15 protein-coding genes are annotated in these 18,362 nt (G+C 65.3%); 4 read left to right on the plus strand and 11 right to left on the minus strand.

Features of this window, described 5'->3' with window-relative positions; translation table 11 throughout:
• The first annotated feature begins 83 nt into the window (after window positions 1-83).
• The gene (locus EN862_RS17020) at window positions 84-1,616 is read left to right on the plus strand and encodes a winged helix-turn-helix domain-containing protein (protein WP_127865420.1); all 1,533 of its coding nucleotides are present in this window, start codon (window positions 84-86) and stop codon (window positions 1,614-1,616) included.
• On the opposite strand, the gene EN862_RS17025 is transcribed toward EN862_RS17020, so the two are convergent.
• From EN862_RS17025 to EN862_RS17075, 11 genes are all read right to left on the minus strand, one after another.
• Window positions 1,592-1,924, minus strand: coding sequence for a hypothetical protein (locus EN862_RS17025; protein WP_127865421.1), 333 nt, complete (start codon window positions 1,922-1,924; stop codon window positions 1,592-1,594). The two genes, EN862_RS17020 and EN862_RS17025, sit on opposite strands and share 25 nt — an antisense overlap.
• Window positions 1,925-2,075: 151 nt before the next feature.
• The gene (locus EN862_RS17030) at window positions 2,076-5,177 is read right to left on the minus strand and encodes an efflux RND transporter permease subunit (protein WP_127865422.1); all 3,102 of its coding nucleotides are present in this window, start codon (window positions 5,175-5,177) and stop codon (window positions 2,076-2,078) included.
• Window positions 5,178-5,293: 116 nt separating this feature from the next.
• A complete protein-coding gene (locus EN862_RS17035; protein ID WP_189401241.1) occupies window positions 5,294-6,862 on the minus strand; it encodes an FAD-dependent monooxygenase in 1,569 nt (522 codons plus the stop codon).
• A gap of 2 nt (window positions 6,863-6,864) precedes the next feature.
• Window positions 6,865-8,004, minus strand: a complete 1,140-nt coding sequence (locus tag EN862_RS17040) for an efflux RND transporter periplasmic adaptor subunit (protein ID WP_127865424.1) — start codon at window positions 8,002-8,004, stop codon at window positions 6,865-6,867.
• 218 nt (window positions 8,005-8,222) lie between these two features.
• Window positions 8,223-9,158 (minus strand): phosphatidate cytidylyltransferase, encoded by a 936-nt coding sequence (locus tag EN862_RS17045; protein ID WP_127865425.1) that lies wholly within the window; start codon window positions 9,156-9,158, stop codon window positions 8,223-8,225.
• A complete protein-coding gene (locus EN862_RS17050) occupies window positions 9,158-9,817 on the minus strand; it encodes a lysophospholipid acyltransferase family protein (protein ID WP_127865426.1) in 660 nt (219 codons plus the stop codon). Before EN862_RS17050 ends, EN862_RS17045 begins: the two co-directional genes overlap by 1 nt.
• A complete protein-coding gene (locus EN862_RS17055) occupies window positions 9,814-10,257 on the minus strand; it encodes a hypothetical protein (RefSeq protein ID WP_127865427.1) in 444 nt (147 codons plus the stop codon). Before EN862_RS17055 ends, EN862_RS17050 begins: the two co-directional genes overlap by 4 nt.
• Entirely contained in the window at window positions 10,254-11,591 is a 1,338-nt protein-coding gene (locus tag EN862_RS17060) for a phosphatase PAP2/dual specificity phosphatase family protein (RefSeq protein WP_127865428.1), read from the minus strand. Before EN862_RS17060 ends, EN862_RS17055 begins: the two co-directional genes overlap by 4 nt.
• A gap of 13 nt (window positions 11,592-11,604) precedes the next feature.
• The gene (locus EN862_RS17065; RefSeq protein WP_245519612.1) at window positions 11,605-13,410 is read right to left on the minus strand and encodes a bifunctional alpha/beta hydrolase/class I SAM-dependent methyltransferase; all 1,806 of its coding nucleotides are present in this window, start codon (window positions 13,408-13,410) and stop codon (window positions 11,605-11,607) included.
• Between the two features lie 38 nt (window positions 13,411-13,448).
• A complete protein-coding gene (locus EN862_RS17070; RefSeq protein ID WP_127865430.1) occupies window positions 13,449-14,057 on the minus strand; it encodes a CDP-alcohol phosphatidyltransferase family protein in 609 nt (202 codons plus the stop codon).
• A 163-nt stretch (window positions 14,058-14,220) separates the two neighbouring features.
• Window positions 14,221-15,105 (minus strand): family 43 glycosylhydrolase, encoded by an 885-nt coding sequence (locus EN862_RS17075; RefSeq protein ID WP_127865431.1) that lies wholly within the window; start codon window positions 15,103-15,105, stop codon window positions 14,221-14,223.
• 266 nt (window positions 15,106-15,371) lie between these two features.
• Between EN862_RS17075 and EN862_RS17080 the strand changes: the two genes are divergently transcribed.
• The 3 genes from EN862_RS17080 (at window position 15,372) to EN862_RS17090 (ending at window position 18,237) form a co-directional block, all read left to right on the plus strand.
• Window positions 15,372-16,481, plus strand: a complete 1,110-nt coding sequence (locus tag EN862_RS17080) for a glycosyltransferase family 4 protein (RefSeq protein WP_127865432.1) — start codon at window positions 15,372-15,374, stop codon at window positions 16,479-16,481.
• Between the two features lie 80 nt (window positions 16,482-16,561).
• Complete coding sequence (locus tag EN862_RS17085) at window positions 16,562-17,041, plus strand: MarR family transcriptional regulator (RefSeq protein ID WP_127865433.1); 480 nt, start codon at window positions 16,562-16,564, stop codon at window positions 17,039-17,041.
• Entirely contained in the window at window positions 17,038-18,237 is a 1,200-nt protein-coding gene (locus EN862_RS17090; protein WP_127865434.1) for an HlyD family secretion protein, read from the plus strand. The genes EN862_RS17085 and EN862_RS17090 overlap by 4 nt, the downstream gene beginning before the upstream one ends.
• Window positions 18,238-18,362: the final 125 nt, after the last annotated feature.

The following is an 18,362-nucleotide window of genomic DNA, read 5'->3' on the forward strand; positions in this document are numbered from 1 at the left end:
TTGCGCACTGGGCAATAATGCGCTTCGAGCATGCAGCGTCGAAGTGGAATCGACGCTGCGGGTACGCGGGAAGGGGTGTCCCGATGACGACGGCGACCGATCAGATATTTCGGTTCGGCGGGTTCACGCTCGATCTTACCATGGGCACGTTGCGCGGCGTCAGCGAGCCGCTCTTCCTGCGCCCGAAGGCTTTCGCGCTGCTTTCGCATCTTGCCCGCAACATGGGCCGCGTCGTGCCGAAATCGGAACTGATGGATGTCGTGTGGCCGGGCGTCTACGTCACCGAGGATTCGCTGACCCAGTCGGTGCGCGAAATCCGCAAGGTGCTGGGCGACGACATGGTGCGCACCGTCTCCAAGCGAGGCTACATGCTGGCCGCGGAAGCCGAGGCAGCGCCGGAGATCAGCACCCAGCCGATCGTCGCGGTGGTGCGCTTCCGCAATGAAAGCGGCGATCCGGCCGACGAGGCGATGGTCGATGGCTTCGCCGAGGACCTGATCAACGGTGTCGCGCGCTTCGGCACGGTCACGGTGCTGGCACGCAACTCCAGCTTCTCCTTCGCCTCGTTTGGCCGCGCCGAGTGGCCGCAGATCCGCGCCCGCATCGGTGCGGACTATCTGGTCGAAGGATCGCTGCGCCGGCAAGGCGAGCATGTCGTGGTCGCCGTCAGCCTCGTCGACATCGCCACCGGCAGCCAGCTCTGGGGCGACCGATTCCAATCGCATGGCGAAGGGCTGTTTGCGATCGAGCGCGAGATCGTCGAGCAGATCGTCAGCCGGCTGGTCACCCGTGTCGCCAATGCCGGGCTGGAGCAGGCGTCACGCAAGCCCGTCACCAGCCTTGCCGCCTACGAGCTGCTGTTGCGCGGCTTCGCGATGCTGCGTGATCCCGCCCAGACCGACCAGCGAAGCGCCGAAGCCCTGTTCGAGGCCGCGATCGCCAAGGATCCGAACTATGGCCTTGCCTATACCTATCTCGGGCTGGTGCGGGCCTTGGACGGCGAGTTCGGGCGCGCCAGCGATGCCGTTCTGGAAAATGCGCGCGACCTTGCCGACAAGGGCCTGGCGCTGTCTCCCGACCAACCGACGGGACACCGCGTGCAGTCGCTGATCCGCCTCTATATGCGCGACCACGAAGCGGCCGAGCATCACATGCGCATCGCGCTGCAATTAAACCCTTACGATGCCGACAGCATCGAGCAGATGGGCATGCTGCTCACCATGCGCGGCCGGCCCCTTGAAGCATTGACCTGGCTGGCGCGCGGTATCCGCATCGATCCCTTGCACCCGCACTGGTACCAGTTCGACCGCGCGCTGGCGCTTTATATGATGGGGGAATACCGGCAGGCGGCCGACGCGCTGGAGCTGGCGACGCGTCCGGCCCCGTGGATCCGCACGCGGCTGGCGGCCTGCTATGCCCAGATGGGCGAGATGGAAAAGGCGCGGCGGCAGATCGCGCTCATCGGCGAGGGCGATCCGTTCTCGCCGCTCGATTATGCCTTGCGCGGCGTGCCGTTCGAGAACCAGGCCGATGCCGAGCATCTCGCCGAAGGCGTCAGACTTGCCCTCGGCGAGATTCCGCCCGAGGCGGATCAATCGGCCACGACCACGATGTAGCGGCCCTGATAGAGCCGGTAGTAGGTGCCGCCGCAGCGCCACACGTCGAAGCCGTTGACCTTGGTGCGCACGCAGCCGGCGGGCAGCGTGGCGACCCAGGCCGTGGTGTGCCGCAGCACGCGCCACGTGGCGGTACGCCGGGCAACGCCTGCAGCGCTGCGCGGCGTCCAGGGCGCGCCGATGCGGGCCTCGGCGGTGCCGACCAGCGACAGCGCTGGCACGACGCTGCCGACGATCTCGAAGGTGGTGAGCGCGAGGGCGAGCAGGGCGGCTGCCGAGCGGTATTTCTTGAAGGATTTCATGGGCATGTTGGTTTCTCCAGAAGTTGGTTGAAGTCTTGGGGGAGGATGCAGCGGCAAGCCGGGCCGAACCCGCCTGTGCCGCCAGGTGAGCCACGAGCGCCGTGCCCGCGGTTGTGGTGTCGCCGCCGATTAGCCTGTCGGCGACGACGAGATCTGCTCAGGCGGCCAGCGGCTGCGGTTCAGCGGCCGCGACCGGCTCGGCTATTGCGGTGGCTGGTTCCGGCGCCTTGATGCGGAACCAGGCGACGTAGAGCGTCGGCAGGAAGACCAGCGTCAGCACGGTCGCCACCATCAGCCCGCCCATCACGGCATAGGCCATCGGTCCCCAGAACACGGTCGGCGCGATCGGGATCATGCCGAGGATGGCGGCCGCCGCCGTCAGCAGGATCGGCCGCAGCCGGTGCGTGGTGGCGCTGATCACCGCCGCCCAGGGTTCTTCGCCGGCGGCGATATGCTGGTCGATCTGCGCGATCAGGATGACCGAGTTGCGGATCACCATGCCGATCAGCGACATCACGCCGAGGATCGCCACGAAGCCCATCGGAGCGCCGGAGATGAGCAGCGCGCCGGCGACGCCGATGATGGCCAGCGGCGCGGTGAGCAGCACCAGCACCAGGCGCTGGAGGCTCATCAGCTGGATCATCAGTACGGTGGCCATGATGAACAGCATCAGCGGGAAGACCACGAAGATGCTGGCCTTGGCCTTGGCGCTGTCCTCGATCACGCCGCCCTGTTCGACGCTGTAGCGCGCCGGCAGCCCGGCCTTGAAGGTGGCGATGGCGCTCCCCAGCCGTTTCGACACGGCGGTGGCGTTCTCGCCGGGGGCCACGTCGGCCTGCACTGTCACGGTCGGCAGGCGGCCGCGCCGCCAGATCAGCGGCGGCTCGGTCTGGTAGCTGAGCTTCGCCACCTGTTCGAGCGGCACGCGGCGTCCGCCTGAAGCGCTGATCGTCAGGCCGCGCAGCGTGTCGATGCTGGCGCGTTCGGAGTCCACGGCACGGGCGACGACGTCGATCAGGTAGGTGTCGTCGCGCATCTGGGTGATCTTCGAGCCGGACAGGATCGCGTTGATCGTCTCGGACAGCTGCTGCGAGGAGATGCCCAGCGCGCGCGCCCGGTCCTGGTCGACATCGACCATGATCACCTTGGCAGGCTCGTTCCAGTCATAGTTGATGTTGCGCACCGCGGCGTCGCTGCCCAGCACCTGCGCGAACTGCTGTGCGAGGCCGCGCGTCTTGTCCGGGTCCGGACCCGAGACGCGGAACTTCAGCGGCCAGCCGACCGGCGGGCCGAGCTCCAGCGGCGTGACGCGGGTCATGACGTCGTCGAAGCCGGTCGACAGCTCCTTCTCCAGCCGGTCGATGACCGCCTGGCGCACGGCGTGGCCCTTGGTCACCACCACCGCCTGGGCGAAGAAGTCGTTGGCAAGCTGGGCGTCGAGCGGCAGGTAGAAGCGCACCGCGCCCTGACCGACATAGAAGCTCCAGTGGTCGATGTTAGGATCGGCGGCGAGCAGCTTCTCGACACGCTCGACCACCTCATCCGTCGACTTGATCGACGCGGTGCGCGGCAAGGTGAGATCGAGCATGACCTCCGGCCGGTCGGACTTCGGGAAGAACTCCTGGCCGACGAAGCCCATGGCGACGACGGAGAGCGCGAACAGCCCGGCGGTCGCCGACAGCACCAGCCACTTCGCCCGCATGGCGGCTTCAAGCAGCGTCTGGAAGCCACGGGCGATGCGCGACGGCTGATGGCTGCCGCCATGGCCCTTGATGCGGTCGGGCAGCAGGAGGACGCCGGTGAGCGGCGTGAACAACACCGCCACCACCCAGGAGACGACAAGCGCGATGGCCACGACCGCGAACAGCGAGAAGCAGTATTCGCCGGCGCCGCTCTTGGCGAAGCCCACCGGCACGAAACCGGCGATCGTCACCACTGTGCCGGTCAGCATCGGGAAGGCGGTCGAGGTGTAGGCATAGGTGGCGGCCGAGATCTTGTCGTAGCCTTCCTCCATGCGGGCGATCATCATCTCGACCGCGATCATCGCGTCGTCGACCAAAAGGCCGAGCGCGATGATCAGCGCGCCGAGCGAGATGCGCTGCAGCGATATGCCGAAATACTCCATGGTGACGAAGGTGATCGCCAGCACCAGCGGGATGGCGACGGCCACGACGACGCCCGGACGCCAGCCGAGCGCCAGCAGCGAGACGGCGAGCACGATGGAGATCGCCTCGCCGAGGCTCTTGGTGAATTCGCCGACGGACTCGTCCACCACATGCGACTGGTCGGCGACCATGCCGAGCTCGGCGCCGAGCGGGAGCTCGGCCTCCATCTCGCGCATCTTCTCCTTGATGTTCTCGCCAAGCGCCAGCGCGTCGCCGCCTGAAGTCATCGAGATGGCGATGCCGACGGCGGGCTTGCCGTTGAAGCGGAACATCGGCTGCGGCGGGTCGGAATAGGCGCGCTTGACCTCGGCGACGTCGCTGAGGCGGAAGTAATGGCCGTTGGCGTAGAAGTTGATCGCCTTCAGGCTCTCTGCAGAGGTGAAGGAGCCGGAAACGCGGATGGCGATGCGCTCGGGGCCGGCATCGACCGTGCCGCTCGGCGTCAACGCGTTCTGCGCCTGCAGCGCCTGCGTCAGCGTGCCGACGTCGAGGCCGAGCGCCGCCACCTTCTGCGTTGAGAATTCGAGATAGATCTTCTCGTCCTGCTGGCCGATCAGGTCGACCTTGGCGACGTCCTTCACGGTAAGCAGCCCGGCGCGCAGGGTGGTCGCCATATCCTTCAGCTCGCGATGGCTGAGGCTGTCGGAAGTGAGCGCGTAGATCAGCGAATAGGTGTCGCCGAACTCGTCGTTGAAGAACGGACCCTGCACGCCGGACGGCAGCGTCGGCTTGATGTCGTTGAGCTTCTTGCGCACCTGGTACCAGAGCGGCTGCACCTGGTCGCCGGCAACCGTGTCCTTGAGGTTGACGAAGACGACGGATTCGCCGGGCTTGGTGTAGCTCTTGACGTAGTCGAGGTCGGGCAGCTCCTCGAGCTTCTTCTCGATGCGGTCGGTGATCTGCTCGACCGTCTCGCTGGTGCTGGCGCCTGGCCACATCGTCTTCACTACCATGGTCTTGATGGTGAAGGGCGGGTCCTCCTCGCGGCCGAGGCCGCGATAGGCATAGAGGCCGGCGAGAGCGGCCGCGATCATCAGGTAGACGATGAAGCTGCGGTGGCGCAGCGCCCATTCGGAAAGATTGAAGCTGGTCATGACAAAATCCCTCTCGGCGCGCGCGAAGGCGCGTTCCGCCGGCTCCTGCCGGCTGGCCAAAACAGGTAATGGATGGGTTCCGGTCAGCGCCCGCCATGGGCGGGCACTGTCGCTGGTCAGGCCAGGCTGTGCATGGTGCCCGGCACGCGGTAGGGCGCGCGCTCCGCCGTTCTCGGCTTGATGGCGAGACCGGCGAGATAGCGCTGGAAGACGGCCGCTTCCTGGACCGGCGAGGCGAGCGCGACATGGCCGTCGGGCCTCACCAGATAGGAGGCGTCACGCTGCAGGCCGGCTTTCTCAGTCGCGTCCGACCAGGCGAAGGCGTGAACCGGGATGCCGGTCGATGCCAGCATCGCCCGGAAATCGCAGGTGACCTCGCCATAGACGTGGACCTGCCAGTCGAGCGAGTGCAGCGGCTCGAAATTGTCGCCGTTGGGGCCGAGGACATAGGGCAGGCGGTCGCCGCCGCTGACCTTGCCCGCCGTACCCGCACTGATCGGCCCGGCGCGGTATTGGATCGCCGCCTGCGAGATCACGCCGAAGAAGAATTGCGAGCCGGAAGAGGTGTGGAGCAGCGCGTTTAAAATCTTCGGCATCAGATAGCGACGGAACAGCCCTATGAACCGCGAGCGGCTGGTGATGAAGCGGAAAGCGGTGTCGGTGCTCTCGATCAGCTTGCGGGCGAAGGCGATGCGTTCCGGCTCGTAGCTGTCGAGCAGGCGCGGATCGGCCCGGCCCTGGACCACGGCGGCGAGCTTCCAGGCGAGGTTCACAGCATCGCCCATGCCGGTGTTCATGCCCTGGCCGCCGGCCGGGCTGTGGATGTGGCCGGCATCGCCGCAGAGGAACACGCGCCCGACGCGGAAGCGCTCGGCCACGCGGTGGTGGACGCGGTAGGTCGAGAACCAGTTCACCTCGTCGACCGTGACACCGGTGTCGCGCTCGACATCGGCGCGGATCGCCTCGAAACTGATCGTCTCGTCGGTCTCATGCGCCTTCGGCACGATGCCGATCAACCGGACTGAACCGGACTGCCGCACCGGCATCACGATGGCGAAGCCATAGGCGCTGACCGTCGTGTCCATGCCGTTGCGGGTGATTTCGCCGCGCCCTTTTACGTCGGCGACGTAGAAGGACTGCTTGTATGCGCCGCCGGGAAAGCCGACCTTTAGCCCATGGCGCACGGCGCTGTGGGCACCGTCGCAACCGACAAGATAGGCGGCGCCGACGGTTTCGGTCCGGCCTTCCTTGCTCAAGGTCGCGACGACCGCGTCACCTCTGTCCTGGAAGGCGACGAGCTCGGTGCTCCGCTCGACCGTGACGCCGGCGCGCTCCAGATGCGCGATGAGCACGCGCTCGTGGATGTCCTGCGGCAGCGCGAAGGCGAAGGAGTAGGGGCTGACGCCGCGGCCGAAATCCGACAGCGGCAGCCTCGCGGCGACGCCGGCCGGCGTGTGCACGGTGAGCCGTTCGATCTTCACGCCCTCGGCAAGCACGTCGTCGACGATGCCGATCTGGCGGTGAAACTCCAGCGTGCGCGCCTGGACGGCCAGCGCCCGCGATGTCTCGCCGGGAGCGGCGGCCTTGTCGAAGATGCGCACCGGCACGCCGAGCCTGGTCAGCCATAGCGCGAGCGTCAGACCGGTCGGGCCGGCGCCGGCGATCAGGACTCTTGTCTTGGACATGCTCATTTTCCTTCTCCCTCAACGATACGAACTTTTTCGTGTTCCCGCAGCCGGTTTACGCCGGCGGTGACGACCCGGTCGCCCTTGGCGAGCCCGTCGCTGACGACAACGCGGTCGGTTTCGTAGCGGGCTATGGCGACAGGCTTCAGCTCCACCGCCGAACTGGCGCCGACCACCCAGACGGCCGGCTGGCCGTTTTTGTCGAACAGCGCGCTGCCGGGCAGGGTCACGACCGGCGCGCCCGCGATCTCGACGCGGCCGGCGACACTTGCGCCGAAGTGCATCTCGTCCGGCGCGTTCTCGAGCGAGACCTTCACCTGGAAGGTGCGGGTGGCGGCGTCGGCCATCGGCGCGATCTCGCGCACCGTGCCGGTCGTCGAGATCGCCGGATTGCTGAGCAGCGAGACGGTGACGGCGGGGATCTGCTTGCCGCGCTGGTCGCTGGCAAAGGCTGCTTCCGCGATCGAGAACACCGCGTCGCGGCTTTTCGGATCGGCGACGCGCACCACCATCTGCCCGACATTGACGGACTGGCCGGCTTCGGCGCCGGTGGCCGTGACGATGCCGTCGAACTCCGCATGCAACTCGGTATAGCCGAGCTGGTCCTTGGCCATCGCGAAGGCGATGTTCGCCGATTTCAGCTTGGCTTCGGCCGAGCGCAGATTCTTCAGCGTCGCGTCATGGTTGGCGCGTGTCGTAAAACCCTTGGCGAGCAGGGCGCTGATGCGTGTTTCGGCGGCGCGGGCTTCGACAACAACGGCCTCGGCCGCCGCCACGTCCGCCTCGGCGCTGGCCAGCCGGTTGCGGTAATCCTGGTCGTCGACGCGGGCGAGAACCTCGCCCTTCTTCACTGTCGCGCCTACCTCGGCGATGCGCCGGATGAGCTTGCCGGAAACGCGAAATCCGAGATCGCTCTCCAGCCTTGGCTTGATCTCGCCGATGGCGACGCGGTTATCCATGGCGGGTGCCGGCGAGACCGAAACTGCCTTGACCAGCTTGGTTTCGGGCGTGCCCGGTGCGGCGTTCGATGCCTCGCTTCTGGCGCCATGCCAGACCAGGGCGGCGCCACAGGCGAGGGCGGCGATCGAGCCGGCGATCAGGCGGTGCCTCAGCGGCTTGTTACGAAAGGGTGCGGCAATCATGTTGTCTCCATGCCCAAATTTGCGGCCGCGCTTGGGAGGACGCGGCAGGCTGAAATCGTGCTGGCTGCGAGGCAAATTGGTGTTTTGGCTGTCTTGCGCCGGCCAGAACGTTTTGCGATTTCGGCGGCGCGAAATCCCGAACGGTTTCTGAAAATTTTCCGATGTTTGGGTGAGGCAGCCTTTTTGGGGTCGCTGCCGTCACATGCTGAAACGGGTGCTCACACCGTCCAGAAATAGCGCACGATGTGAAAGAAGATCGGCGCGGCGAAGACCAGGCTGTCGGTGCGGTCGAGCATGCCGCCATGGCCTTCGATCAGATGACCCCAATCCTTGACGCCCTGGTCGCGCTTGATCGCCGAGGCGACGAGGCCGCCGAGAAACCCCATCGTGCAGGCGATGAAGGCGACGGCCGAGGCCTGCAGCGGCGAGAACGGCGTGATGAAGGAGAGCAGCGCGCCGAGCAGGCTCGACGCGACGAGTCCGCCGATCAGCCCTTCCCAGGTCTTCGACGGCGACACATTCGGCGAGAAGCGATGCTTTCCGAACAGCTTGCCGAAGATGTACTGCAGCACGTCGCTGCCCTGCACGACGATGATCAGGAAGGCGATGAGCAGCAGGTTTCGGTCTTCGAAACCAGGCACGTTAAGCGTCAGCAAGGCAGGCACGTGGCTGACGCAATAGACCGAGATCATGATCGCCCATTGCTGCGCCGAGACACGCTCCAGAAAACGTTCGGTATCGCCGTGCAGCGCCGTGATCGCCGGCATCAGCAGGAAGCAGTAGACCGGGATGAAGATCACGAAGAGGCCGTACCAGGCTGTCCACACCAGCCAGTACTGGAAGGGGATGACGATGCCGAACATGCCGAGCAGCACCCAATGGTCGCTGCGGCGGCTGTGCGTCAGCGTCACGAATTCGCGCAACGCCGCGAACGAGATAAGCGCGAACAGGATGGTCATGCCGTAGCGGCCGAAGAAGAAGGCGACCGTCATCAGCGCCACCATCACCCACCAGGCATTGATGCGCTGCCTGAGGTTGACCAGCGTCGAACTGAGCGGCTTCGGCGCGCGCGCCGACAGGATGGCGGCGGTGACGCTGGCGGTGCTCAGCACAACGAAGAGGCCGATGATGAGAATGCTGATTTCGTGGCGCATCAATCGTCTCGGTCGGGGCGCGGATTGAGCGCCAGGAGCTCGGCGCGGGCGCGCTGGAGGAAGGCGCGCCGCTCTTCGCCCGGCGCCACCGCGACCGGGGCGCCGAACACGACGCGGCAAAGCAGCGGCACCGGCAGGAACTGGCCCTTGGGCAACACGCGCGACATGTTCTCGATCCAGCAGGGGATCAGCTCGACGTCGGGCCGCGCCATCGACAGATTGTAGAGGCCGGAACGAAAAGGCAGCAGTTCGTCGCTGGTGTTGCGGGTGCCTTCCGGAAAGATGATCAGCGAATGACCCTGGTCGAGCACGGAGAGCATGATCGAGATCGGGTGCTCCGCTTCGCTCGTCCATTGCCGGCTGATCAGCACGGAAGACAGCATGTCCTGCGCGATAAAGCGGCGAAGCCGCGACTTGCCCCAATATTCGGCCGCGGCGATCGCATGCGTCTTGGCGCGCTCCGTCTCGCTGAGGCAGGCCGACAGCAAGATGAAATCGCCATGGCTGGTGTGGTTGGCGAAATAGATGCGCTGCCGGTCCGATGGCTCGCTGCCGCTCCAGATCGGCCGCACGCCGGTAACCGCCCAGGCCATCGCCGAAAGGCCGACCGAGGTCACTGTCTGCAACAGCGTGTAAGTGCGCAGCGAAAGCTTGCTCATCTGGGCATCCAGAATCCGGCGGTGAGGAACGCGACGACGAACACCGCGAAGGCGACGCGCTGCCGGGTAAGCAGGCGGCGGGTGCCAGCGATGCGGTCGTCAAGCGGACGCGGCGTTGGCGGAGCGGGCTTCAGCCGCATGCGGCTCAGCATGTCGTCGACCGCGGCGCCTCCGGAAATCTCGTCGCCATGCGTCGCCATCAGCCGGAACAGCAGCGCATCGAAGAGGAGAAGCGCCGAGAGCCCGAGCACAACGACCGCGCTCGCCGCCGCGACCAGCAGCGCCAGCACCGCAAGCGGCGCATGGAGCGCGCCGCGCGCCGAGGCGACCAGTGGCGCGATGCTGTCGCCGGCGATCACGATGGCGCCCGGCCACGCCGCCTGCGTGATCAGCGTGGCGGCAAAGGCGGCGGTCTTGCGCTGATAGGCGTCGTCGCTCATACCGGCTCGTCCAATCCGAGCTGAAGATGCACTGGACGGCCGGAGGCGGCGAGCTGCTTGCGCGCCTGCGCCGGCGTGTGCGAACGGCCGCTGGCGACCAGCCAGCGGGCGACGACCGTGGCGCTGCGCTGGAAGCCGAGCGCGCAACAGACCAGCACCTTGCCTTGCCGGCGGGCCGGCTCGATTGCCGCCACCGCCTCGTCGAGCGTGTCCACGGGTGGCGATAGGAGATCGAGCATGGGAAAGCTGATCCAGCGGCCCGGCGCGTCGCGCGGCCGCTCCAACTCGGCGGCAAGATCAATCACCGTGCCGAAGGCGTGTGCTTCGGCAGCGTCGGGAAAGCGCCCGAGAAATACGCCGTCGGTGACGGCAACCACCGGCGGCAGCTTGCGCGTCCAGGCGCAGATATTGACCCTGGCGCCCAGCCGGTATGGCCAGAGCAGGACGCGGCTTGCCAGCGACACGCGGCCGTCCGCTGTCTTCTGGAACACTTTTGGCCCGGCCCCGGCATAGCCGAAAGCGACGATGGCCAGTGCCAGCGAAGGCCACAAAAGCACAAGCGCGGCAGCCGAGAAGAAGGCGCAGACGGATGCGCCAGCGAGCGCCAGGGCAGCGCCCAGCGCGTAGTAGAGCGAAAGGCGCCGCGCCTTGCCATCAGCGGTCAGGCGGAAGCCGGAGAAGGGCAGCTCGCCCTTGGCGGGAAAGAGCCACAGCGCGAAGAGGCCGAGCAGGGCGCCGGTCGGGATGTCGATGAAATGATGCTGCCACGTCGTCAGGACCGAGGCGCCGATCAGGAAGCACCACAAATGCCAGAGCGCCAGCAAAGCGCCGGAAAGGCGCTGGCGCCAGTGATCCCAGATGATCACCAGAAGCGCGATATGCAGGGAAGGGGCCTGGTTGAACGGCTTGTCGAAGCCGCCGAGCACGGCGAACAGGAAGCCGGGCAGGCCGGAGGTTGCCGGCCGCACGAAGGTGGCGGTCAACGGAAACAGGATGAAGCAGGAGACGGCGACGACCTGCGCGGTGAGGTAGCGGCCGGCCAGCCGGTCGACGCCCTGCCGGCTGTCGTTGAGCAGCAGCGACAGGGCGTAGAACAGGTTGATCGACCAGTAGGGCACGATCGTCCAGGCGAGGAACGGGACATGGTGTTCCCAGGAGAAGACGATGCTGCCGACTTGATTGCGAGTCGAGGCTAGCCAGTTGGCGAAGCCGTAGGTCGAATAGAAGAACGGGGCGAGGAACGCGAGCCATAGCGCTGCCCGCAGGACGACGCGTCCATAGGGCTCGGCGGCTGGGCTGGCGGAACGTGACGGGGGCTCGGCACTGGTCGGCATGCGTGGGCGGTTCCTAAACCCGCCTTGCCAGCGAGACGGTGAAGATGCCCCATTGGTCGATGCGCTGGTCGAGCTTCTCGAAGCCGCCCGCCTCGACCAACTGGTCCATCTCGCCTTGCGTGCGCCGCCGCATCACCCAGGCCTGGCCGCCGCGATGCGAGGTCAGGCTGCGGGCGATCATTTCGAGCTGCGGATGCCAGGGCTGGTTGGTGTAGATGAGCAGGCTGCCCGGCTGCATGGCGCGGGCGAGGCCCTCGAGCGAGCGGGCGATCAGCGCATTGTCGGCAAACAGCTCGTAGAGGCCGGAGACGATGGCGAGGTCCGGCGCCGGGTTCAGCGCGGCGAGCCCATCGCCATCGAAGGCGTCGGCGCGCCGGAACGAGACGCTCGCCGGCATCTGCCGCTCAGTAATCAGCTTGCGGCCGAGCTCGACATTGATGTCGGAATAATCCTGCAGGCGCACGCTGGCCGGCTGCTCGGCACTCTTGCCGATGGCGTCGAGCACGTAGCGGCCGTGGCCGGCGGCGATGTCGAGGACGTGGCCCGGCCGCCCGGCCGCCTTCAGCGTAGCCAAAGCCTGGCCGATCAGTTCCTCGAGGTTGAGCTTGCGCTGGCGGATGCCACGCCAGCCGATGGCGTCGAGAAAAGTCCTGTCGACCATGCGGCCGATCAGTCCGAGCCCTCGAGCCTCGTTCTCGTAGACATAATCCAGCGTCGAGCCGGAATCGAAGCCGGTGCCGACGCCGATCTTCATGCCGCGCGAGAACCAGCTGCCGATGCGGATGGAGGCGCGGCTCATCGCCCAGTAGAGGCCCTTGGGCGAAAGGAGATCGAGCGGCGAGGCGAGGCGGTCGGCCTCGTCGCGCGTATAGCCGGCAATGTCCGCCTGCTTCAGGTCGACGGCTTCGGCGGGCGAAGCAAACTGCCCTTCGATGAACGGCCGGATCAGGTCGAGCGCCTTGGCGCGGTCGCGTTCGCCCAGCGTGTCGTGGAAGAAGCCCGGCAGCACATGCCGCTCCTTGATGCGGCTGCCGAGATTGACGAAGAATTCGTGCTGCGGGCCATGCCGCACCACCCAGTCGCTGCCGGACAGGAGAAGCTGTGTCGGCACGGTGATGGCGCGGGCATCGGAAACGATGCGCGAGGCATGCTGGTAGAGCTCGACCAGGATGTTCGACGCGATCGGCCGCGTGATCAGCGGATCGTTCTCGAAGGAGTCGATGCGCACCGGGTCATGGGTGAGCAGGCTGGCCTTGACGTAGGAATTGACGAAGAAGCGCCCCTTGAGCTTCTGCCAAAGCGCAATGCCTTCCTTGGCGAAGGGCACATAGAGCTTGACCGAGAAGGCCGGCGAGGCGAGCACCATGGCGCGCAGCTTCGGCGCATAGTCATGCACCCAGGCAGCGGCGAGCACGGCGCCGAAGGATTGCGCTATCAGCGCGATATCCTGTGCGGCAAAACCGTCCTTGGCGGCGATCTCGCGCATGAAACAGTCGATATCGCGCACAAGTGCGGCAAAGGACGGAGCATAGCCGCGCTCGCCGGCGGAGCGGCCGTTGCCGCGCGCGTCCCAGGCATAGAAAGCGTAGTCCGGCATGCTGAGTTCGTCGACGAGATGCGCCATTCGGCCGCCATGCTCGTGGCCGCGATGGAAGAGCATGACCGCGCCCTTGGCCTCGGCCGATGCTTTTGTCTTGGGCGCTATAGGCGGCCAGAAACGGTAGAAAATCTCGGTGCCGTCATGGCTGCGGAAGCTGCGTTCCTGCGCTTGCCGTGCAAGGCTTTCCGCCGGTGCGGTGGCGATCTGTTCGTGAAGCATGCTGTTCCCCTCGGACGGCATCGCGGGCCTCGATGCTCTTAGCCGGTCTTGCCAGTAAGACCGGCGCGTATCCGGTTTATGGCGGTCAGCAGCGAAAGCGTAGCCATGGCCGGAAACACAAACGGCGCAATCGCCGCCGGCCACAGACCGACCCCGCACAAAGCCGCCACCACGCCGAGCGCCAGCGCCCTGTCGCTCTTGCCGAACGGCCCGGCATAGTTGCGCCCGATCCCGGCAGGAATGCCGAGCACGCCGGCGAACTCGGTGAGCATCGCGGCAATGGCAAAGGCGACGACGCCCCAGACGCCAAACTGTGGGAAAGCGGCGAAGGGCAGGATGAGCGCCAGGTCGGAGACGACGTCGCAGATCTCGTTGAGATACATGCCAAGCGTGGAAGCCTGGCCATGTTCCCGCGCCAGCATGCCATCCATAGCGTTAAGCGCCATGCGAACGAACAGCACCAGGGGAATGAGCAAGAGGAGCAGGCGCGAACCGGGCGCCGCCACGATCGCCAGACCGACCGCGATCGAGAGGCCGGCTGCCAGCAGGGTTATGCCGTTGGCTGTCACCCCCATGGCCGCCAGCCAGCCGACAAGCGGCCGCAGCCTGTCCTGGAAGGCCGGCTTCAGCGCATAAAGCGTCGGCATTGCGTGATCCCCCGATCCACGGCGCAAGCTTTACCATGAGCGAGCCGGGAGGCGCTAGCGTGTGACAGAAAACACGGTGAATTTTCAGACGGTTGACGCCCTGCTGTGAATGCATCGCCTCAAGCCGTCGCGGCGGATCGCCGTGATCGCGGCTGCCGCAGGCTCACCGCATCTGCTTGCGCAGCCAGTACTGCAGCTTGACCAGGTGCCGCTCCGGCGTGCGCTCGAAGCGGCGGACGTCGATCAGCGTCACGCCGCCACCGTCCGACAGCGTGTGCAGGCCGGTGTCGAAGCCGTCGAGCCAGCCCTCGGGCGACAGCCGCTTGACGATGTCGGCCGAAAATTCCTCCGGCGTCAGGCGCTCGATCCGCAACAGGTTGATGGCTGTGCCGTAGCCGGTTGTGCAATCCTGGGTCGGCAAATACAGCTGGCCATCATGTTCGAAGGGCGAGCCGCCGAGCCGCGACGATGCGCGTCCCGTGCGCACCGGATTTTGCGGATGCTTGGTCCAGGGGCCGGTCAGGCTCTCGGCGAAAGAGACGTGCAGCTCGCGCATGTCCCGTTCGTTGGGACCATTGAGCGCATAGAGCATCCACCAGCGCTCCTGGTGGCGAAAAACAGCCGCGTCGACCGCCGGTTCGTCCAGCAGCACGGCGACCGGCTGCCACGCCTTTGGAAAATCGGTCGCCTTGTAAAGCGCGAGCCGCCCGCTCTTGAAGGCCTCCGGCAGCATGAAGATATCCTCCCCCTGCCGGATCAGGAACGGATAGGAGAGGTGGAACGGCTCCTTCAAGGCCACGCCGCGCTCCTTGAGCGTCCAGTCCCGATCGTAGCTGTAGTAGTGGATCTCGCCGCGTCTCACCCGGTGGTCGTAGGCCTCGACCAACACCGTGAAACGGTCGCCATGGAAGAGGCCGAACGGGTCGGCGATGAAGCGGTACGACCCTTGAGGCGGCAGCCAGACGACCCCGCTCTTGTCGAGGCCTTGCGGGGCAAGTGCGTTGCCGATCCGATCCGGGACGATGCCCACCTGCCAGATGTCGAACATTGTTTCGCTCCCTGCTGCGCCGGCGCACCTATGCAGCAAACCGTGCAGCCCCGCAAACCGCGTTTGCGGTACTGTGGGCGGGAAGCCCTGTTCCGCAAGGCGCGGACTTCACATCTTTTTTAAATTGCCCTCGGCAGTGAATTCGCGATACGGCAGGCCGGCGGCTCTGTTCGCTTATCCATTTGTTGGGCTGGAGCAGGCGCCTACTTCGTCCGGTCAGAGAAAAGTATCGATCAGCGGCAAGCGATTCCCGCCATTTAACTGTCATGACTTTAAACAGCAAAAAAATCGACAGCGTTATTTTTACCGAAAGCTCACCCGATATCGGCGGACAAGAACGGCAATTGCTGATCCAGATGCGATCACTTCGAGCGTCTGGGATTGACGTGGTGCTTGCCTGCCGCCCGAATTCTCGGGTCGGGGCTTTAGCGGCGACAATGAACATTCGGACTGTGACACTTCCATTTAGAAATGGTGCAGATCCGCGCACGATAACTGGCCTATATCGGCTGATCGCCGCAATGCGGCCCGCCGCCTGCTTCTGCCACAGCGGTCATGATACAGACAATCTTGCAATTGCTGCGCGACTTTTCGGTCGAAATCGTCCGCGCCTGATCAGGTCCAAAGCATACCTGGCTGGAAAAATATCAGAATATAGCTATAACTATTTCGTAGATGTTACATTCACCCCAAGCAAGTATTTGCGATCAAAAATTCTGTCCAATAGCCGGGTCGACCCCAAGCGGATCGAAGTGATTTATCCGGGTGTGGATTTCGAAAAACTTGATGCGGAATGTTACCTTGATCTTCCCTCCGATCTTTCTCATTGGATCGAGAGGAAGCGCGGCACGCTGATCGTGCAGGTGGGTATGCTCCGCAAAGAGAAAGGCCACCTTATGATGCTTGACGCAATAGCGAAATTGCGTTCGCGATGGCCCGCGCTTCATTTTGCAATTGTTGGATCGGGACCCGAGCAAGAGTCGATCAAGCAACGGGCAATCGAGCTTGGCCTTTATGATCAAATCTGGATGGGTGAACTGCCATACGTTGCGGCGATCCTGAAGAAGGCGGATCTCGTCGTCATGCCTTCGTTCGTCGAAGCGTTGGGTCTGGCTCAAGTTGAGGCGGCGGGACTCGGCATCCCGATCGTGGCAAGCAATATCGGCGGTATTCCGGAGACGGTCTCCCATCTGGAAACCGGTCTGCTGGCCGAGCCAAATGCGAATGATTTTGCGCAATGGCTGGACCACGCGCTGTCTCACCCGGACGACATGCGCACGATGGCTCATCGCGCTCAAGCGGATGTTCGGTCCCGGTTTAGCATCGAAAACAATGCCAGCGCGCTCAAATCCTTGATCACACGGCAGGCTCGTTGACGGCTTGCAGTGCTGACGCGCAGTCGTCCATTCGCAAAGCTCCTCTTGAATAATAAGCACGCTTATTATATCTATCGCTCATGGTTTCAGATGGCGTCGACAGATTGGGATTTTTGATCCACGACGTGCAGCGCCTGATGCGCAAGCGCTTCGAGGCGCGCGCCAGCGGGTTGGGGCTTTCCTCGGCGCAATGGCGGCTGATGGTGCGTGTCGCCAAGGAAGAAGGCATCACCCAGGCGCGGCTGGCCGAACTGCTCGAAATCGAGCCGATCAGCGTCTCGCGGCTGGTCGACCGCATGGAAGAGGGCGGCTGGATCGAGCGCCGCCAGGACGCCACCGACCGGCGCGTGCGCATGATCTTCCCGACCGAGAAGGCGAGCGCCGCCTATGCCGATGTCAAAAGCCTTGCCGGCGAGGTCTATGAGGAGTCCTTGACCGGTGTTTCGCCGGAAGACCGGCGCATCCTGATCCGGGTTCTGGATACGATCGTGCAGAACCTGACGGATGGCGAGGCATCGTCCCTGGAAAAGATCAAGAGCAGCGAAGGGGCGGCAGCATGAGCGCGGCAGCCAAGAGAGAAGACGACAACGTAGCCAAGCTTGCGTCGGCCCAGCCGGTCGCTGAAGCCCCGGCGCAGCCGGCGGCCGCTCCGGTCACGGCGGCGCCTGAGCCTCAGCCTGCTCCGGCGGCGCCAAAGAAAAAGCGCCGCCTCGGCCGCCTCCTGTTGATGGTCGCCCTGCCGCTGGCGCTGCTTGCCGGCGGCGCATATGTCTGGGTCACGGGCGGCCGTTATCAGGAGACCGAGAACGCCAATTTGCAGCAGGCCAGGATTTCGGTCGCCTCCGACACGGCCGGCCGCATCGTCCAGGTCGGCATCGCCGACAACCAGCAGGTCAAGCAGGGCGAGCTTCTCTTCGTCATCGATCCCGAGCCTTACCGGATCGCGCTCGCCCAGGCCGATGCGGCGGTCGCCGCCGCGCGCCTCAACGTCGAGCAGCTGCGCGCCGCCTACAGCCAGGCGATGGCGCAGGAAAAATCCGCCTCAAGCGAGGTCGACTATGCGCAGTCGCAATATGACCGCGCGGCCGATCTGGCGCAGAAGGGCATAAACGCCAAGGCATCGCTCGACCAGGCCCGCAACGATCTCGACAAGGCCAGACAGCAGCTTGCGATGGCTGAGCAGGGCATCGTCAGCGCCAAGGCGGCGCTCGGTGGCAACCCCAATATCGAGACCGACAAGCATCCGACAGTGATGGCTGCTTTGGCAGCGCGCGACAAGGCGGCCTACGATCTGGCGCAGACGACGGTGAAGGCGCCGGCCGACGGCATCATCTACCAGGCCGCCTCCTTCAAGGTCGGCCAGTATGTGTCCATCGGCACGCCGCTGTTTGCGCTGGTCGAGACCGGCGACACCTGGATCGACGCCAATTTCAAGGAGACCCAGCTTACCAACATGAAGCCGAGCCAGAAGGCCGAGATCGTCGTCGACACCTATCCGGGCCGCACCTTCGAGGCGACCGTCAAGGCGATCGGCGCCGGCACGGGCGCGGAATTCTCGCTGCTGCCCGCGCAAAACGCCACCGGCAACTGGGTCAAGGTCACGCAGCGCATTCCCGTGCGCCTGGAGCTGACCGATCCTGACGCCAGGATGGCGTTGCGCACCGGCATGAGCGCGACCGTCACCGTCGACACCGGCGTGGCGCGCGGCCTGCCGTCGATCTTCGGCCATGCCACGGCAGGGGAGAGCGCGCAGTAACGATACGCCCCGTGGATTGGGGCGGAACAGGGATTGGTCTGATGGGAGGGGTGGGAAGGATAAGCGTTTAAGATCAGCCGCCTGGCGGCGCGATCGAAACCGAAACCTTCGTCACGGCCCCGTCG

The organism is Mesorhizobium sp. M2E.F.Ca.ET.219.01.1.1 (assembly GCF_004016445.2).
In the GTDB taxonomy this organism is placed as follows: domain Bacteria; phylum Pseudomonadota; class Alphaproteobacteria; order Rhizobiales; family Rhizobiaceae; genus Mesorhizobium.

What these genes read in the sequence shown, in the direction of transcription:
- EN862_RS17035 (WP_189401241.1), bottom strand. Translation starts at nt 6,862, where the DNA reads ATGTCCAAGACAAGAGTCCTGATCGCCGGCGCCGGCCCGACCGGTCTG.
- EN862_RS17065 (WP_245519612.1), bottom strand. Translation starts at nt 13,410, where the DNA reads ATGCTTCACGAACAGATCGCCACCGCACCGGCGGAAAGCCTTGCACGG.
- EN862_RS17085 (WP_127865433.1), top strand. Translation starts at nt 16,562, where the DNA reads ATGGTTTCAGATGGCGTCGACAGATTGGGATTTTTGATCCACGACGTG.
- EN862_RS17070 (WP_127865430.1), bottom strand. Translation starts at nt 14,057, where the DNA reads ATGCCGACGCTTTATGCGCTGAAGCCGGCCTTCCAGGACAGGCTGCGG.
- EN862_RS17090 (WP_127865434.1), top strand. Translation starts at nt 17,038, where the DNA reads ATGAGCGCGGCAGCCAAGAGAGAAGACGACAACGTAGCCAAGCTTGCG.
- EN862_RS17025 (WP_127865421.1), bottom strand. Translation starts at nt 1,924, where the DNA reads ATGCCCATGAAATCCTTCAAGAAATACCGCTCGGCAGCCGCCCTGCTC.
- EN862_RS17030 (WP_127865422.1), bottom strand. Translation starts at nt 5,177, where the DNA reads ATGACCAGCTTCAATCTTTCCGAATGGGCGCTGCGCCACCGCAGCTTC.
- EN862_RS17060 (WP_127865428.1), bottom strand. Translation starts at nt 11,591, where the DNA reads ATGCCGACCAGTGCCGAGCCCCCGTCACGTTCCGCCAGCCCAGCCGCC.
- EN862_RS17075 (WP_127865431.1), bottom strand. Translation starts at nt 15,105, where the DNA reads ATGTTCGACATCTGGCAGGTGGGCATCGTCCCGGATCGGATCGGCAAC.
- EN862_RS17050 (WP_127865426.1), bottom strand. Translation starts at nt 9,817, where the DNA reads ATGAGCAAGCTTTCGCTGCGCACTTACACGCTGTTGCAGACAGTGACC.
- EN862_RS17040 (WP_127865424.1), bottom strand. Translation starts at nt 8,004, where the DNA reads ATGATTGCCGCACCCTTTCGTAACAAGCCGCTGAGGCACCGCCTGATC.
- EN862_RS17055 (WP_127865427.1), bottom strand. Translation starts at nt 10,257, where the DNA reads ATGAGCGACGACGCCTATCAGCGCAAGACCGCCGCCTTTGCCGCCACG.
- EN862_RS17045 (WP_127865425.1), bottom strand. Translation starts at nt 9,158, where the DNA reads ATGCGCCACGAAATCAGCATTCTCATCATCGGCCTCTTCGTTGTGCTG.
- EN862_RS17020 (WP_127865420.1), top strand. Translation starts at nt 84, where the DNA reads ATGACGACGGCGACCGATCAGATATTTCGGTTCGGCGGGTTCACGCTC.
- EN862_RS17080 (WP_127865432.1), top strand. Translation starts at nt 15,372, where the DNA reads ATGACTTTAAACAGCAAAAAAATCGACAGCGTTATTTTTACCGAAAGC.